The organism is Parendozoicomonas sp. Alg238-R29 (assembly GCF_947331445.1).
In the GTDB taxonomy this organism is placed as follows: Bacteria; Pseudomonadota; Gammaproteobacteria; order Pseudomonadales; family Endozoicomonadaceae; genus Sansalvadorimonas.
Window position 1 is genome coordinate 1 of sequence record NZ_CAMZOG010000096.1, and the last position, 16,718, is coordinate 16,718.

Below are 16,718 nucleotides of genomic sequence, written 5' to 3' on the forward strand. Positions count from 1 at the left end.
AAATGAGCCAATGGCGTGCCGCTCAATGCGTTACAGGTACGCCCGCATGCGTTGCAGCGGTAGCGTTGATGACCAGCATTCTGCCCCCAGCGCGTCATGGATTCACAGGTGCAGCGAGGGCACCGCGGGTGCTGATCAAAGTAATATTTGAGACGCTCAAGAAGACGACTATTGCCCGTAACCTCTGGCGTTTTCGGGCATGGCGGTAGGGTTGTGTGCAAACATGTCAGCTGTTCAGGGGACAATGTACTGAGAGATTTCAGGAACTCTTGGAATTGTGTTTGCTGCATGACGATGGTTCCAATTACACGACAGAAACCGGTGCTCAGAAGTATAGTTCATGCACCAACATGTATTGTGAACAGAGCCAAACAATGGATATATGGCAGGTGAGTATTGATACGATAGCAATACTTTCATTGACTCATATTTTGAATTCCCTTGTACTTGTTTCTGTAGTTTGCACTTGTTTCAAAGCAGGTAACCCCTGGTTGTCTTGAACAGCTTTTTTATACAAAGCAGGAAGACAAAAACAATAATGCCTACAAAAACATCATCGTCGTTTATAAAGAAAACTCTGGCTGGCGTACTGGTATCAGGTGCTGTGACAGCTGCACTCTCAAGTCAAGCTGTAGCGGAGGCTCCTCCGGCAGGAAATGATGCTATCAGAGCATTGGCTCAACAAGAGATCGCTGCGAACAGTCATGTGGTGAAAGCTTATTTTCCTGATCAGACGATAGCCAGAAAAGCTGCTATTAGTTTTCATGCCCAGTTGTTAGAAACAGATCTGGCTGGCGGATATATGATTATGGATCTGGATCAGGAAGACCGTAATCGGCTGGCAGCTTTCGGTTTTCGTTTTGAACCAGCTACGGATTGGTTAACGCAGCGTAATCAGCAGCTGGAAAGTATTGGCACAAGCCCGCCTTCTGCGCTCTCTTCAGACAGTGTTTTTGAAACCAGTGATTTTGAAACCAGTGTTTTTTCAACCAGTGTTTCAGCACAGAGCATTCCGAATTACAGCTGTTATGAAACAGTGGAAGAGTCGTTTAATGTTGCACAACAGATGGTGAACGATTATCCCAACCTGGCCAGTTGGATTGATGTTGGTGATTCCTGGGAAAAGAATCAGGGGCAGGGCGGTTATGATATCTATGTGCTAGTGCTGACAAATAAACAGACAACCGGGATTGACGGTGGCGAAAAACCAAAGCTGTTTATCAACAGTGCAATACATGCGCGGGAATATACAACTGCAGCACTGACTCTGGATTTTGCCCGACAACTGACCAGTGGTTATGGCCAGGATGCAGACATGACCTGGATTCTTGATAATCATGAAGTTCACCTCATGTTGCAGACTAATCCAGACGGACGCAAAAGAGCGGAAACCGGGCTGTCCTGGCGCAAAAATGTAAACACCAATTACTGCGGCCCAACCAGTAACAATCGTGGCGCAGACCTCAACCGCAACTTTACCCATGGCTGGAACGGCGCCAACGGTTCCAGTGGTAATCAGTGTAATGCCACCTATCGCGGTCCTTTTGCTGCGTCTGAACCAGAAACTCAAGCCATAGAGAGTTATGTTCGCAGTTTGTTCCCAGACAAGCGTGGCCCGGGTAAGAATGATGCAGCACCTGCTGATACATCAGGAATACATCTCGATGTTCACAGTTACAGTGAACTGGTGCTGTGGCCATGGGGGGATACCTCTACGCCGGCGCCTAATGGTGATGCTCTTCAAACTCTTGGACGACGCTTTGCCTGGTTTAATAACTACACACCTCAGCAATCGATTGGTTTATATCCAACCGACGGCACCAGTGATGGGGTCAGTTATGGCGAACTTGGAGTTGCCGCGTACACTTTTGAATTGGGCACAGCCTTCTTCCAGAGTTGCTCCGTTTATAACAACACGATCAAACCAAAGAACCTGCCAGCATTGCTCTATGCGGCAAAAGTTGTGCGCACACCATATATCACTCCAGCAGGACCGGATATTACCAATTTAAGCCTGAGTGATGGTGCAGCCGGTGGCGGTGTTCAGGCTGGAACGCCTGTAACAATCAGCGCCAGTGCTACTGATGTCCGCTTCAATCAGAGCAATGGCACAGAGAGCACGCAGAATATCTCTGAAGCCGAGTTCTATCTGAATACTGCACCATGGGAAAGTGGGGCAACGGCAATTGCAATGCAGTCAGATGACGGCCAGTTCAATGAGAAGACGGAATCTGTTAGCGGCACACTTGATACCAGTGGCCTGAGCAATGGTAAGCATATGGTATATGTGCGCAGTAAAGATTCATCAGGAACCTGGGGGCCGGTCAGCGCAAGCTTCCTGATCATTGATGATAATCCGAATCCAACGCCAGAGTACTGTTCAGCTCAAGGGAATAACAGCAGTGATGAATGGATCAGCCAGATGAGTATTGGCAGTTATACCAACAGCTCTTCAGCTGCCGGCTATACCGATTTTACTGAAGCCAATGGCGGTTCCCTGATACAACTTGCATCAGGAAATCATAATCTGACTTTGACACCGTCCTTTGGTGGCCGGAGTTACAATGAAGGCTGGCGTATCTGGGCTGACTTTAATAATGATGGCGATTTTGAAGACAGCGGTGAACAGCTGTTCAGTGCATCACCATCCAGCAGTGCTGTAAGTGGCAGCCTCACTATTCCGGCATCAGCGCTGGGCAGCAAGGTTCGGTTGCGAGTGGCTATGCGCTACAACACCACACCATCTTCCTGTGGAAGCTTCAATTACGGAGAAGTCGAGGATTACACTCTGGAAGTCGTGGAAGGAAGTGGTGGCAATGACCAGTATGTCTACACAAATACTGATAACCAGAATATTCCAGACAATGGCAGTGTAACAAGTACCTTGTCTGTATCAAGTAATGCTCCGGCAGCAACCAGCGCAACTGTTACGGTAACAGCCACTCACACCTACCACGGTGATTTAAGAGTCACTCTGGAAAATGGCAATAGCCTGGTAGTGAAAAACAACAGCAGTAACGATGGCAGTGGCGGAACGAAAAGCTACAGTGCAACATTAACAACCAGTCAGTTCGGTGACTTCAAAGGAATCTGGACACTGACTGTTGATGATGTTTATAACCAGGATACTGGTTCACTGGACAGCTGGCAGATTCAATTGAACCCTTAAAATCTCTGGCTATAACCTGATCTTTGTAGTTATTCAGCAACTCTGTCGTTTGTATGACAGAGCTGCTGAGGTTCCTCCTGTCGAGCTTCGTTCAGGTTATGAATCTGGAGCTTGCTCTGCTTACCACGTTGCCACCGTCTCTTCCAGAATAGTCTGCTGTAACTGATGAAATCCTTGTATAAGGTCATCGTCGTGTTGTGCCACACTGATGCTTGCACGTATGTATTGTGGAATGGCTTGTCGTCCTACAGCAAAAGCTTCGGATGATTTCACCAGTATATTTTGGCTGGCAAGATGTTGTTCAATCTCTGTGGCTCGCCATGGTTCTGGGGCTTCTATCCAGAAGTGCGGGCAGTCAGGGTGTGTTTTTATATTTAAATCAGCAAGATATTGAGTAACCAGATCTTTACGGCGCTGAATTTCATACCGCTGCTGCTGTCGTATGTATTCTGCGGTGCCATCCATAATCCAGCGGCTGGCTATTTCCAAAGTCATTGGAGTGGCCATCCAGCAAGTGCTGCGTATGGTTCGGTTAAGTCGACTTATCAGGCATTGTGGTGCAATAAGGTAGCCCACACGAACACCCGCTGAGAGAACCTTACTCAGGCTGGAAAACAGTATCGTTTTGTCTGGAGCGTAAGCCTGCACTGCGGGTGGGCGCTGATCCATAAGAACGCCGTGGGCATCATCCTCTATGATCAACACATTGTATTTGTTACACACATCTGCAAGTGCCTGTCGGCGGTCATCCGGCATGATAGTGGTGGTTGGGTTTTGCAGAGTTGGTGTGCAGTAAACGGCTGCTACTTTGTGGTGCTGGCAGTAACTTTCCAAAGCGTCTACTGAAAGGCCATGCCTATCCATTTCGAGGCCTACCAAGCGTATACCCAGAGTGCGGGCCGCTTCAATTAAACCAGGGTAACTGAGTTGTTCCGTAAGTACAGTTTCACCGGGTTTCACGCAGGCAAGGAGAGTAATAAGCAGAGCGTGCTGTGCTCCGTTGGTACAGATAACTTGTGTCTCGTCACCTTTTGCTCTGCTGTATTTGAGCCACTCAAGCCCTGCCTGACGATGATGGAGGTGACCCGCCTCAGGTGCGTAATCCATAAGCGTGCTAACGGTTTGAGGTGCCGCCGCCATTGTTCGCAGGGTCGCGGTGACAAAATCAGTATTGCCAATTTTGATATGGGTATTTCGACTGAGGTCTATCGCTCGAGATGATTCCAGGATGTTTCGAAAACCCTGATCGTCGACAAGGTCCAGTTTTCTGCAAACATAAGTTCCATCCCCAATACGTGATAGCACCAAACCAGTCTTTTCGAGTTCTGCGTAAGCGCGACTGATAGTACCACTGGTGACGCCAAGGAGGTCACCCATTATTCGGTGGGGACTTAATTTCGTACCTTCGGAAAGGTGGCCTTGATTAATTTCCTTCTCGATAGCCCGTGCAATTCGCTTGTAGCGCGGGCCTGTATCCGATTCGAGTGCATTTTTTATAATTGACACGGTGTCAATATTCTTATTGACTCTCATAATTCCCTCGATAAAAATCCATTTATGTCATATTGATTTGCATCAATTATAACAATAATGACATTATTTAAAGCAATTCATTTTTGTTTAATAGTGTCAATTGCGAAGTGTAATAACTATCTGGCTCTGAGAAATTGAAGCGGGTAGCGGAGATAAGGATTATCCGATGCGTAGTACGACCATAGTTTCAAGTATTAGAAATCGAGTTCTCACCGGAACTTCGGTTGTTACTGGTATTCTATTTTTAATTGTTTGCCTGACATGGGGGACAACCTGGCTCGGAATTAAAATTGCAGTAGAAACGATTCCACCGTTCACAGCGGCAGGGGCACGTTTTCTTGTGGCTTTTCCCTTGTTCCTGGTATTTGCAAAGTTAATGAACGAACCGGTTTTGTTTCCAAGGGATAAAACAATTTTCTTCGTTTTCATAACACTGGCTTATTTCTCACTTCCTTATTATTTGATCAGTTATGGCGAGCAGTTTGTCTCTTCTGGACTAACGTCACTTATTTTTAGTGCTATGCCGGTTTTCATTCTGATCTTTTCTTTCATTATTTTGAAAGAGCCCATGCTTATGCGTCAGGTAGCTGGTATCGCAGTTGGATTTGCCAGCCTTTTGATGATTCTTCATGGCGAGGGAATAACTGTATCGGCTACAGCGTTTTCGGGCGTTATTGCTATATTGTTTGCCGCGATTCTCCATGGCTTTTGTTATGTTCTTACCCGAAAACTGGGAAGTGATATCAGTGTCATAACATTCAACACTCTGCCGATTGGTGTTGCCGGATTCCTGCTGTTTGGAACCGGATGTTGGCTTGAATCTCCGAACTATACAGATGTCAGTAATATGAGTCTGATGGCAACACTTTATCTGGGGCTGATTGCTTCTGTGGGTGGGTTTATCGTTTATTTCTACCTTTTGAAGAAAATGAACCCTGTTACATTGTCATTTGTTTTTATTCTCTTCCCTGTCATTGCCATCATTGTTGGCGCTGCGTATGAGAAACAAACGCTTTCCGAAAATTTTATGATTTTCGCGGCAACAATGCTGGCTGGGTTTGCTATTACCAAAATGCCAGAACGATCGTCTGATTCGTAAATATCAAAACGAAAAAAGTTGATTGTTTGACTCTGCCTGCAGGAAGCAGTACAGGCAGACTGTAGGTGTGTAAAAGGAAGTATCATTATGAAACGGCCCAGCGAAGAAACTATCAGATCTATTTACTACCATTGCAACAGTGTTTATCCGGAAGAAGCATGTGGCTTTATTTTTTCTAATGGAACTGTGCATATGGGGAAGAATATTCAAAACCAATTGCATAAACAGAAACCGGATATTTATACCCGAACTGCTAAAACCGGTTATACATTGTCTGTCTCTGATATGAAAACTTTGCAGGAGAGCTTTAAAAGTAATAACCCCGTCACGGTAATTTATCACTCGCATCCGGACGTGGGAGCTTATTTCAGTGAAGAAGATACGCGACAGGCTCTTCTTTATGGAGAGCCAATCTATCCAGTGATGTATCTGGTTGTTGATACTCAGAAATACCTGTCCCGATCTGCAAAGCTATTTGCTTTCAAGAGTGGATTATTCGAATGTATCGCGGAATTTGATGCGTTTGGAAAAAGTATTGATGTCAAGAAAACAGAAACAGTCTGATTTTTATCTATCACCTTTAAATGAAAACCTAGAATAACAAGGACTGAATAATGAACACTCTGAATCTTCCAGAAGTGCTTGGACGCGTCGCCAAACTTCCAACAACAGAATTCGAAATGGCTGGAAACACTGTTCGGGAGATCCTCGATCAGGTTTGTACAGAACATAATCAACTGCGTGAGCATCTTTTTTACGACAATGGCGAAATAAAAGGACACTTCCTTTTATCCGTTGATGGTGAGATTGCAGAGGTCGATAGTGCCATCAAAGGTAAGAATACTATTGATCTGATGTTGGCAGCATCGGGAGGCCTGGATCTTGCCCAGCAGACCCAGGAGCTAAACAGGGATGAAGTGCAGCGTTATGCTCGCCATCTGACTCTGCCAAACGTTGGGCGAAGAGGGCAGATGCGTCTGAAAGCTGCAAGAGTTCTTCTTATTGGAACCGGTGGACTTGGTGCTCCCGTATCTATGTATCTGGCAGCAGCAGGCGTTGGCACTCTTGGGCTTGTTGATTTTGATACGGTCGAAGCCAGTAATCTGCAACGTCAGATTGTTCATGGAACCAGTACGGTAGGGCAGCTAAAAGTTGAATCAGCAAAAAAACGACTCTTGGATATTAACGACAGTATTCAGGTTGAAACCTATGCCACGGCGCTGAATGCAGATAATGCTCTGGAGATTATCAGTCAATACGATCTTGTGATTGATGGTTCAGACAATTTCTCAACCCGTTATCTGGTCAATGACGCCTGTGTGATGGCGGGTAAACCATTGGTGTATGGTGCTATTTACCAGTTCGATGGTCAAAACAGTGTGTTTAATTACGATGGCGGGCCTTGCTACCGATGTTTGTTTCCTCAGCAACCTCCTGCTGCATTGGCTCCTAATTGCTCTGCCGGTGGTGTTATTGGTGTACTTCCCGGTGTGATTGGGATGATTCAGGCAACCGAAGCGGTGAAAGCTATTATTGGTCTTGGGGAAACATTGTCTGGACGACTGATGACTTTTGATGCCCTGAGTATGAAATTCAGTGAAATCAGGTTCAGCAAACGGAAGAACTGCGCAGTTTGTTCTGAGCACCCCACAATCACGAGTCTGGAAGAAGAGGCCCAGACATGCAGTTCCGTCTCTTCAATTATTGATCTGGATGAGCAATGTTTCGTCTCACCAGAGTTCCTCAAAGGTATTCTGGATGATGGCCATCAGGTCGATTACACCCTTCTTGATGTGCGAGATGCAGAAGAGCTGGAAATCTGTGTATTACCCGAAGCACAAAATATTCCTCTAAATCATCTCGAAGACCAATTTAAAGATCTGGACACTGAAAGAGATTATTTTGTTACCTGCTACTCTGGCGGGCGGGCAAAGGCCGCAGTGAAATTGCTTCGTGACAACGGGTTTAATAACAGTTTTGTTGTTGATGGTGGCATGAAAAAGTGGGTTAAAAACATAGACCCGGAAATGCCGATTTATTGATTCTGATAAAAGCGAAAATCAACTCATCAGATACGTTAAATCGGAGAACGTAGCAGTGATCTATTCCTCAATTTTAGAAACAATTGGCCATACACCACTTGTTCATTTGCAGCATTTTTCCAAAGATATTGGAAGTAATGTGTATTTAAAAATGGAATCTCTGAATCCAGGTGGAAGCCATAAAGCCCGTATTGCTCTGGGCATGATTAATGATGCTGAGGGAAAAGGCATCCTTACTCCCGGAAGTGGGCAGACGATTGTTGAACCCAGCGGTGGCAATACTGGTGTGGGGCTGGCCATGGCTGCCAACCTTCGTGGCTATAAACTTATTTTGGTTATTCCGGATAATTACAGCCCTGAAAAACAAAAGTTACTCAGGCTTTTTGGTGCGGAAATTGTTCTTTCCAACAGCCAGCTCGGGAATAATTCTCATGGCGAAAAGGCTATGGAGTTACAGCTGGAAAACCCTGAATACGTGCTGCTTAACCAGCAGCGGAACCAGGCCAACCCAGCAACCCACAGAACAACAACCGCAGTAGAAATCATTAATGATTTCAGCATGAGTCAGGATGAAAAAGACATTCACTACATGGTTGCTGGTATTGGAACTGGTGGGCATATCACTGGGGTAGGGGAGCGACTGAAGGATAAGTGGCCATCAATGAGAGTGCTTGGCGTTGAGCCAGAGGCCTGCGACCTGTTAAATGACAAGCATGCACCACACGACATCCAGGGATTATCTGTTGGCCTGATTCCGGATGCCTTGAATGTCAATGTTCTGGATGGAATGGTGAAAGTTCGCACACAGGATTGTTTAAACATGATTCGGCATATAGCGAAAAAAGAGTCTATCAGCCTCGGTGTTTCTTCCGCCGCGAACCTCGTTGCCATTGAACTGTTAAGCCAAAGGGATGTGCCTTCAGGCTCAAATATTTTGACCTTCTCTTACGATGGTGTTGATTCCTATCTGGATTACTTTTCTGAGACACAGCCTGCAAGCATAACTGCGGTTTGAGGCATAGAAGTATCCAATCTCTGGAAGGGGCAGTGAAAGGAGTATTGTATGTCATTTACAAATCAGGAAGAGCTTTTCCTGCAAGGTTTCCATGTTAAGAATGGAATCGACAGGGTCCTGCTGGCTATTTTGAAAAAATCACTATCGTTTTCAGAATACAGGTGGGTTATCAACCTCTTTGATTCAGGGGAAATGAACACGGATTCCCTGGTTGAGTTAATGGTTGAAGACCTTTTGGCTTATGCAGAAAAAGATCCAGCGTCAAAAGGGCGAACAGACCTGTTAACGGAAACGTCTTCTTCCTATTGTTCGGTTATGCACTACCGAGTTGCACATCAACTTTGGCTAATGCGGAGCCAGTGTTCGGGCACAGACAAGCTGGCACTGAAGATAACCGAGAACTGCAGGAGAACCAATGGTGTTGATATACATCCAGCGGCCTGCATAGGGCGCCGGTTTGTTCTCGATCATGCCTATGGTGTGGTGATAGGAGAGACATGCCGTATAGGTGATGACTGTTATATTCTTGGAGGTGTTACCCTGGGAGCGAAAGGGATCTCAGGCAATCCTTCGGGTAAGCGTCATCCCACTCTGGGAAATAATGTACAGGTTGGAGCATTTGCCAGGGTGTTGGGGGATGTCTGCATTGGTAATCATGTTTTTATCAGTCCAAATAGCGTTATCACAACCGATATTCCTGCACATGGAAATGTAAATATTATCAATCAGATTCAGTTGCAGCGCAGTGGGGTTGGTTCAAAAAAACAAGTGTTATCAAGTAACGAAAAAGTCCAGGTGTCTGGCGTTATGAGGCTGGGGGATAAGCTTCTGCTTATGTGCACGGGGCTGAAATTATGTGATGTGCAACTGGTTGATAATAATTACACACAAACGGACTTTGCCGTATGTAAGGTTAAATCTCTAACCAGTTATTTGTTTGAAGTGTCTTTTGAGTTCCAGCCACAGGCTTTTCAATCGATAACTCCACACGTGTTGTCTGCTCTGCCACTTCATTTGCAACTGGCAGATAAAAATCATGTGTTCACACTTTTGAATCCATATGGCTTAACCGAATTAATAACTGAACATAGCCGTAAGCTACAGGGAAATAATAATGAAAAGTACACCCGCTCCCACACGACAACTCTTTGATGCTGATCCTTACCAGAAAGAAATGAGTGCCATTATTCTTGCAGTAAGGAAACGGGAGCAGAGTGTTGAGGTACTGCTCGATCAAACAGTTTTTTATCCCACCGGAGGAGGTCAACCTGGGGATACAGGGTTTCTGGTTCTCGAAGATGGGAAAACCTTAACAGTCACGGGAACCGTATGGGACAGAGAAGATCCTGGAAAAATCTGGCACCAAATTAGTGACTCAACGACTGATGATTATGTGGGGGTGGCTGTCTCAGGTGTGATTGACTGGGAGAAACGTTACCGGCATATGCGCATGCACACATGCCTGCATGTTCTTTCTGCAATGGTTGATGCACCTGTTACCGGTTGCAGTATTGGCGAAGAAAAAGGCCGACTTGATTTCGATCTACCGGAACCAACAATTGAAAAAGGCAGTTTGACCAGAGAAATCAATGCACTCATTGCACTTAATCAACCAGTCAACATCTTTCGGATGACACCTGAAGAGTTGGAGGAGTCTGGCTATTTTGCAAAAACATCGAATGTAAAACCGCCGGTTATTAATAACTTCGTACGAATGATAGGTATTGAAAACACCGATGTTCAACCCTGCGGTGGAACTCATGTTAAAACGACCAGTGAAATTGGTCGGATTGTTTGTGCAAAGATTGAAAAACGCAGCCGGAAAAACAGACGAGTGGTTCTACGCTGGGAAACAGAAGACGATATGGCTTCTGCCTGAGTATCTCGCACAGCTCATGCCAGCTCCCGGCTGGCATTTTTACCTCTCTTCGGAGAGGTTTTTTAAACTTATGACTAATCGCTAATCAGAATGACACAGCCTGGCACTCGGCCAGATTCATATTGGCCCCCGATTGGGAGTAACTGATTATCGCACCAGGCATTGTCTCTTCACCACTTTTATAGTGTTAACTATGTTTTATGAAGATTAAATCTCTTCATCATTTAAGTATTTTTCATAAAACAGCCCCATCAAGTCTTCATCTTCTCGAATCACTTGTAAAGCTGCCCAAAGTGTTTCACGGGTTTCACGTGGTAAATCACTTTTTCGAGAGAACGTCAGATAGTAGTTTTTTGATTTCAGAGTTTTCTTCTGGATGTCGTATTTGTTGGAAAAGAAAGGGTTCTTTTGAAATTCTTTAGCAATGCTTCCCAGCACAGCAGCGGAACCGTCCTGCATTCTTACCAGGTCAACCAGAGCACTGCGGTCGGTTGAATAGGTTGCTTTTACTTTGGCCTGATTCTTTTTCAGATCATCAGCAATTGAATAAGAGCGTGGTACGCGTACTGGTCCGGGAAGTGTTGATGGTGTTCCGTTATAAGTGAAGGGCAAGGTCTTGGGGGTCACAATTACATAATCCACCAGACTCATGCTGTGCTCACCACCCTTTCCTCTTCTTGCTGTAGGTGGGTACTCCATCCATTCATTGCGCTCATCTTTGTAGGAAGCGCCAAGAATGCCGTCCACTTTTCCTTCTTTTGCAAGGCGCAGACAGCGCGACCAACTGGCTGGTCGTATTAAAACCCTTCGGTCTGTCCGTATGGCTGCTTCCTTCATCATGTCAATAAAAACACCAGCCGCCCGATAATCTTTCATCAGGGTAAATGGAAACCAATAGCCTTTATCACTACAAAGGGTGACACGTTCACGGGCAGCTGACGAAGCCGTGGACGTGTAAACAGAAGCCAGCAGGCAGAGAGAAACGGTAATTAAAGTTTTTCTGGGATGCATCTTGAGTCAATCCGTATGACCTCAAACGCTCTACAGCTTAAGCAGTCAAGGCCATGAAGCAGGCCAATGCTCAAAAGAGAGTTACTACGAGGAAGTAATAGTTTATTCCCGACGTACAGTGTACATATATAAACGACAATGTAAAAAACCTGTAGGAAACGTGTCAAAAATGTAATACAAATCGAACAGTTTCATGACAATATGTCACGTGCGAAACAGGAATGTATTAAACCAACGCAAACGGAAATAATAAGTATGAGGTTTAAGCGCGAACTCTGTGCTGCGGCACTGGCGTTAACTACGCTGTCATCCGGCTCTTTTGCTGAATCAGACAAAGCCCGCAATATCATTTTGATGGTTGGCGATGGCATGGGCCCTCAACAGCTCAGTATGTTGGAAAGCTATGCCGAGCTGGCTCCAAACTCTATTTATAAGGGTAAAGACACAGCCATGACCCGTCTGGCCAATGCCGGAACCATGGGGCTGTCGATGACTTACCCGGATGGTTCCATGGTGGTTGATTCTGCCAGTTCTGCGAGTCAGCTGGCCACCGGCAAGCTCTCTCCTTCAGAAGCCATTGGTCTGGATCGCAACGGTGATCCTGCAGAAACTATTCTCGAAGCTGCGAAAAAACGCGGCAAAGCTACAGGCCTGATTTCAGATACACGTCTGACTCATGCTACTCCTGCATCCTTTGCAGCGCACCAGCCCCATCGCTCCATGGAAAACCAGATTGCTGAAGACATGCTGAAAGTAGGGCCTGATGTCATGCTTTCTGGTGGTATTCGCTACTGGATTCCCAAGTCTGTTAATGACAAGGGGGAGTCCTACGAGCAGGTGAAAGAGTTAACTGGCGGTCACGTAAGAGTGAAGTCCAAGCGGAAAGATAACAAGAACCTTCTGCTGGATGCCCAAAAAGCCGGTTATCAGCTGGCCTTCAGCCGGGATGAAATGAACCAAGCCAAAGACGGCAAGGTTCTTGGCCTGTTTGCTTACTCCGGCATGATGGATGGTATTGAATACACCAAGACCAAAAACGACAAAGAGCGTGTACAGCCGACTCTGAAAGAGATGACTGTTAAGGCTCTCGATATTTTGTCGCAGGATAAGGACGGCTTTTTCCTGATGGTTGAAGGTGGTCAGATTGACTGGGCAGCCCATAACAACGATGCGGCAACCATGCTGCACGAAATGCTGAAGTTCGATGAAGCGGTAGAAGCTGTTTACGAATGGGCGGCTGATCGTGATGACACACTGGTTGTTGTAACCGCTGACCATGAAACCGGCTCTTTTGGCTTCAGTTATTCTGCCAGCAACCTGCCTAAAGCCAGCAAGCTGCCAGGCGCAGGTTTCAGCAAGCGTGACTACAAGCCTAACTTCAACTTTGGTGCGCCACAGATTCTGGATAACCTCTACAATCAGACTGCCAGCTTCTACGGCATTATGGATAAGTTCCGTGCCCGCCCGGCTGCAGAGCAGACTCCAAAAGCTCTGGCTTCTGTTGTTGCAGAAACCGGACCTTTCCAGATCAGCGAGAAGCAGGCTGAGCGTATCCTCCAGCGTGGGCCTAACCCTTATCTGGCCGAAGGTCACAAGTATCTTTCCGCCAAGACTCTTCCAGTTGTAAAAGATTTCACTGCCTTCTATGTGTATGGCGATGAGATTCATCTGAACCTTCTGGGACGTGAACTGGCTGAACAACAGAACGTCGTTTGGGGTACTGGTACACATACCAGCACACCGGTTTCTGTGATGACGTTTGGCCCTGAGAAACTGGTTGATCAGTTTGATGGCATGCAACATCACACAGATATCGGCAAAAAGCTGATGAGTGCTCTTTAAAGCCAACATTTGATGTTGGTCGGCTGATGTTGATCGGCTTGCACAACAAGCCTGAGTGAGAGCCTGAAAAGGCTCTCACTTCTCACTTATGTCAACAGAACCAAAATCGCTACCGCTGTTTTATAGACTCAGTTCCCAGCAACACTTCCAGATGCAGATGGCGAACGTTGTTATCAACCATTTTGCGGCGCAAATTTTCCGGCAGATTTTTAAAACCGAATTGGCTGCTGTTGTTGGTTTTGGCCATTTGCTGAGTGGGCAATGCAGACATAATACCCTCCACGATACATATAGTTTTGCGCAACATATAGCTTTGCGTGACAGTATCAATATAGTCTGCAGTTGCCGTTTTGTTTATATATCCACTTTTGTTCAAAGATTCGTTTTCGATTTATTAAAACGCACAATATCAGCTTGAGTTTTAGCGTTCTTCAAAGAGTTTTCTAACAACGCTGCAGCCATTGTATCAGGTGATTGCAGTGCCATAGCATGAGCCGCCTGCCAAATAGTTTTTCCAGTGAATTGTGCTGGTTTGAACTCTTTATTCCAGTAATGGTTGTTCACCATCGCCATGGTTTTTGGGTCAACTATCTTGAAAGACTCCGTCCAACAAAAGCTATGCAGACTGGGGCGAGATCTTCGGTGACCAAGTCATTGCCCTGCCATCCTGGACAGACATGTACTGTTACTACTGGCGGCGCTTGGTAGAGGAATAATTTTGCTTAAACGCCGGAGAGCTGTGGCCAGTTGTTAGCTGCATCTATTGTATGATGGGTGACGTATATGTCGTACTCATAAACCTGAGCATCCAATATGATGAAAAAAGTTTTTATAGTCCCAATTGCTCTTACCAGTCTGTTGATGTCTCTTCCTGCCAGTGCGTCTGAAGCTGCACTCAGCACTGCAGAAATAGATAAGTTAATGTCCGGAAACAGCATTGCGGGTGTGCACTACCAGAAAAAAACCGTGCAATATTTTTCAAAGTCCGGACTCACACTTTGGATGAGTGAAGGAGATGCTTTACCAGCAGAAGGGCAGTGGAAAGCAGAAGACAACCAGTATTGCTCGGATTTTGGAGGTGGTTGGGGCTGCTACAAAGTTGTTAACGATAAAGATCAGGGAATTCATTATTTTCTTAAAGGTGGATTTCGTGCCCCCTTTATTGTGAAAAAGGGTTATATATTTAGTTTCTGATAGCCCGTTTAAGTCCCCGAATGCCGCACGGCTGTTCGGGGTATGATTTTTCTCTGGGTAATCGATGGTTTTTTATCTTTATGGATGGCTGTGTGACGATGCTTGATCAGGGCTGGTAGAAAGCTGTGATTCATCGACATCTAGCCCGATTTCTCGGGCAGCGTTCAGCATTGAGGGGTATTTTTTCACCAAAGACAGGTCGGCCTTTGTCCAGTATTGCTTGAGAAACGTTTTGACTTTCTCATGAGTCCAAACATGATTAAGATCGTCGGCCGACTTTAGCCATTCAGGTATAGGAATATTGGTGACATTTGCAAGGGTCTTTAGGGAACTCAGTGGCTGAATAAGCATATGGTGGCAGAACTGAGCAAAAATAGCTTTCTCATGACCGTGTCTGGCTAAGAATGTAATATGATCCGGACACCTCACTTTTTTGTTTTTCAGGTTCTCTCTTATAAAATCATTGGTAATTAAATCTGCATTTTTTTTATCAAGATTGCGTAGTTCGGGTACCAAAAAATAGAAGTCACTCTCTTGCCATTGGTGTCGTTGGCTGCCGAATTCTCTCAATAGCCCAGATGAGAAATTTCCCCTGAGGCCCCAGCCTAGTACAAAGTCCCGCAGAGTGTCAGGCCACTCTACTATTGCCTGCTCTATATCCTGAGTAGCGAGGTATTTGATTTCTTCAAATCGTGTTAGTCCACAATATTTTTTGATGAGTGTGTAGATTTGCCAGGTTGATGGGTTATATAGAGCCCAAGCGGCCCTTTTCTCATCATCTATATACAACTTGCTTAGCTCCCTTTTCAGGCCTGTTATACCATCCTTCTGCGCTGCTTGTAGGTGCAATTTTTGGTAAATCAGTGTAACCAATGCTGCTTGGTGGGATTCTGGATTTTCCAGAATGTGATCTACCAGTTTTTTTTCTTGTATTAATTCAGGGAGGAACTTAAGGTTGCTCATATGTCTGGAGGTCACCTCCTCGGGGTGTTGATTTTTATAATCGACCACCAGTTGTGGAGTAGGAGGGGCTTCGTTTTGATTAAATGTAGGTGACGGGTTGGAAATAAAGTCCACGACCTCTTTGCTAAAGGTTTCATTGTTGTATTGTTTGGGGTCGTTAGCGGTATCGCTTTTCAGTTTTGGAATAGATGCATGGAGTTCCATTAGCTCCTTTTGAAAAGATGCGTGTAATTCATTAACTATTTCTGTTGCTTCTTCCAGTTCTTCTAATAAATCAATGTTGTGCAATGAGAGTAGTTTTAACCAAACAGCAGATATTGTATCTCCCTGGCAAGCTCTAACGGCGAGTTGTCGGATGTTGTCGTTACCGCGATCTTCCAGGATCTTTTGAATGTCAGGGACAACTTCCAGTAAATCTTCGAGGTACCAGGCTCTGGATTGTTTTCTTTGCTTTGGAAAATCAGCAAGGGTTAACCTTTTTAGCAGAGAGGGCAAGTCAGGTGGTTGCCGGTCAAAGCTTTTCAGGATTAGTTTTTTTATGTCGATCTGTGAGGCAAGCCGTATATAACTTTCCTTAGACAGTAGTTGGTGTTTGCGAAGATACTGAACCAGTAAGAGGACATCCGGTAGATTGCGCGGGTTGGCCTCATTCAACCCCAACAACATTCTGTAGGGATTCATTGAAGAGGCCGGTGAGCAGTAGCGCGAAGCACGCTTTTTCAACTCTTCGGGAGGCAAGTTTGGGAAGCTGCTTTTCAGAGTTTCCTGTGGGGTTGAATACAGATGTTTGTCTTCCACGTCTGTTTCTGCATCACTGTTGTTATCGTCATCAAGTGATTCCCGATACTTAATACTTTCACGGCAGTATAAACGGTATACAGGGAGAGGTCGCTCTGAGCCAGTGAGAGACGCTACCTCAGAAGATATTGCTCTTTTCTTTGTTGGTGGAAGGTTAAAGTCGTCTGTTTTTT

Annotated in this window: 14 protein-coding genes and 1 pseudogene; 9 read left to right on the top strand and 6 right to left on the bottom strand. The window is 45.5% G+C overall.

The genetic code is table 11. The features are described 5' to 3' along the window. A pseudogene (locus QMA35_RS21950) lies at positions 1-290 on the bottom strand (hypothetical protein); the annotation flags it as partial. A 248-nt stretch (positions 291-538) separates the two neighbouring features. Here QMA35_RS21950 and QMA35_RS18460 point away from each other — a divergent pair. Further along, on the top strand, positions 539-3,169 hold the full coding sequence (locus QMA35_RS18460) for a M14 family zinc carboxypeptidase (RefSeq protein WP_281648627.1): 2,631 nt from the start codon (positions 539-541) through the stop codon (positions 3,167-3,169). Positions 3,170-3,289: 120 nt separating this feature from the next. On the opposite strand, the gene QMA35_RS18465 is transcribed toward QMA35_RS18460, so the two are convergent. Then, positions 3,290-4,675: a PLP-dependent aminotransferase family protein gene (locus tag QMA35_RS18465; protein WP_281648628.1), complete on the bottom strand. Its 1,386-nt coding sequence runs from the start codon at positions 4,673-4,675 to the stop codon at positions 3,290-3,292. 193 nt (positions 4,676-4,868) lie between these two features. Between QMA35_RS18465 and QMA35_RS18470 the strand changes: the two genes are divergently transcribed. From QMA35_RS18470 to QMA35_RS18495, 6 genes are all read left to right on the top strand, one after another. After that, positions 4,869-5,801 carry a DMT family transporter gene (locus tag QMA35_RS18470; protein WP_281648629.1) on the top strand — a complete coding sequence of 311 codons (933 nt, stop codon included), beginning with the start codon at positions 4,869-4,871 and terminating at the stop codon, positions 5,799-5,801. An 87-nt stretch (positions 5,802-5,888) separates the two neighbouring features. Next, positions 5,889-6,365 carry a Mov34/MPN/PAD-1 family protein gene (locus QMA35_RS18475; protein WP_281648630.1) on the top strand — a complete coding sequence of 159 codons (477 nt, stop codon included), beginning with the start codon at positions 5,889-5,891 and terminating at the stop codon, positions 6,363-6,365. A gap of 50 nt (positions 6,366-6,415) precedes the next feature. After that, positions 6,416-7,843 carry a molybdopterin-synthase adenylyltransferase MoeB gene (gene moeB, locus QMA35_RS18480; RefSeq protein WP_281648631.1) on the top strand — a complete coding sequence of 476 codons (1,428 nt, stop codon included), beginning with the start codon at positions 6,416-6,418 and terminating at the stop codon, positions 7,841-7,843. A gap of 55 nt (positions 7,844-7,898) precedes the next feature. Continuing rightward, positions 7,899-8,858, top strand: coding sequence for a cysteine synthase family protein (locus QMA35_RS18485; RefSeq protein WP_281648632.1), 960 nt, complete (start codon positions 7,899-7,901; stop codon positions 8,856-8,858). 48 nt (positions 8,859-8,906) lie between these two features. Beyond that, on the top strand, positions 8,907-10,010 hold the full coding sequence (locus tag QMA35_RS18490) for a serine O-acetyltransferase (protein ID WP_281648633.1): 1,104 nt from the start codon (positions 8,907-8,909) through the stop codon (positions 10,008-10,010). Further along, on the top strand, positions 9,973-10,737 hold the full coding sequence (locus tag QMA35_RS18495; protein ID WP_281648634.1) for an alanyl-tRNA editing protein: 765 nt from the start codon (positions 9,973-9,975) through the stop codon (positions 10,735-10,737). The genes QMA35_RS18490 and QMA35_RS18495 overlap by 38 nt, the downstream gene beginning before the upstream one ends. A 207-nt stretch (positions 10,738-10,944) precedes the next feature. On the opposite strand, the gene QMA35_RS18500 is transcribed toward QMA35_RS18495, so the two are convergent. After that, the gene (locus QMA35_RS18500; protein ID WP_281648635.1) at positions 10,945-11,748 is read right to left on the bottom strand and encodes a transporter substrate-binding domain-containing protein; all 804 of its coding nucleotides are present in this window, start codon (positions 11,746-11,748) and stop codon (positions 10,945-10,947) included. A gap of 255 nt (positions 11,749-12,003) precedes the next feature. Here QMA35_RS18500 and QMA35_RS18505 point away from each other — a divergent pair, with 255 nt between their 5' ends. Further along, positions 12,004-13,590 (top strand): alkaline phosphatase, encoded by a 1,587-nt coding sequence (locus QMA35_RS18505; RefSeq protein WP_281648636.1) that lies wholly within the window; start codon positions 12,004-12,006, stop codon positions 13,588-13,590. A gap of 109 nt (positions 13,591-13,699) precedes the next feature. Here the strand turns inward: QMA35_RS18505 and QMA35_RS18510 are convergent, their stop codons facing one another. Both QMA35_RS18510 and QMA35_RS18515 read right to left on the bottom strand, forming a co-directional pair. Beyond that, positions 13,700-13,861, bottom strand: coding sequence for a hypothetical protein (locus tag QMA35_RS18510; protein WP_281648637.1), 162 nt, complete (start codon positions 13,859-13,861; stop codon positions 13,700-13,702). A gap of 101 nt (positions 13,862-13,962) precedes the next feature. Further along, positions 13,963-14,163 carry a hypothetical protein gene (locus tag QMA35_RS18515; protein WP_281648638.1) on the bottom strand — a complete coding sequence of 67 codons (201 nt, stop codon included), beginning with the start codon at positions 14,161-14,163 and terminating at the stop codon, positions 13,963-13,965. Between the two features lie 240 nt (positions 14,164-14,403). Between QMA35_RS18515 and QMA35_RS18520 the strand changes: the two genes are divergently transcribed. Further along, positions 14,404-14,784: a hypothetical protein gene (locus QMA35_RS18520; protein WP_281648639.1), complete on the top strand. Its 381-nt coding sequence runs from the start codon at positions 14,404-14,406 to the stop codon at positions 14,782-14,784. A gap of 78 nt (positions 14,785-14,862) precedes the next feature. Here the strand turns inward: QMA35_RS18520 and QMA35_RS18525 are convergent, their stop codons facing one another. Next, positions 14,863-16,485: a hypothetical protein gene (locus QMA35_RS18525; protein ID WP_281648640.1), complete on the bottom strand. Its 1,623-nt coding sequence runs from the start codon at positions 16,483-16,485 to the stop codon at positions 14,863-14,865. Between the last annotated feature and the right edge of the window lie 233 nt (positions 16,486-16,718).

Bases quoted from the DNA above. Each gene is read 5' to 3' on its own strand.
- QMA35_RS18470 (WP_281648629.1), top strand. From the start codon at position 4,869: ATGCGTAGTACGACCATAGTTTCAAGTATTAGAAATCGAGTTCTCACC.
- moeB (WP_281648631.1), top strand. From the start codon at position 6,416: ATGAACACTCTGAATCTTCCAGAAGTGCTTGGACGCGTCGCCAAACTT.
- QMA35_RS18495 (WP_281648634.1), top strand. From the start codon at position 9,973: ATGAAAAGTACACCCGCTCCCACACGACAACTCTTTGATGCTGATCCT.
- QMA35_RS18490 (WP_281648633.1), top strand. From the start codon at position 8,907: ATGTCATTTACAAATCAGGAAGAGCTTTTCCTGCAAGGTTTCCATGTT.
- QMA35_RS18500 (WP_281648635.1), bottom strand. From the start codon at position 11,748: ATGCATCCCAGAAAAACTTTAATTACCGTTTCTCTCTGCCTGCTGGCT.
- QMA35_RS18510 (WP_281648637.1), bottom strand. From the start codon at position 13,861: ATGTCTGCATTGCCCACTCAGCAAATGGCCAAAACCAACAACAGCAGC.
- QMA35_RS18505 (WP_281648636.1), top strand. From the start codon at position 12,004: ATGAGGTTTAAGCGCGAACTCTGTGCTGCGGCACTGGCGTTAACTACG.
- QMA35_RS18515 (WP_281648638.1), bottom strand. From the start codon at position 14,163: ATGGCGATGGTGAACAACCATTACTGGAATAAAGAGTTCAAACCAGCA.
- QMA35_RS18475 (WP_281648630.1), top strand. From the start codon at position 5,889: ATGAAACGGCCCAGCGAAGAAACTATCAGATCTATTTACTACCATTGC.
- QMA35_RS18520 (WP_281648639.1), top strand. From the start codon at position 14,404: ATGATGAAAAAAGTTTTTATAGTCCCAATTGCTCTTACCAGTCTGTTG.
- QMA35_RS18460 (WP_281648627.1), top strand. From the start codon at position 539: ATGCCTACAAAAACATCATCGTCGTTTATAAAGAAAACTCTGGCTGGC.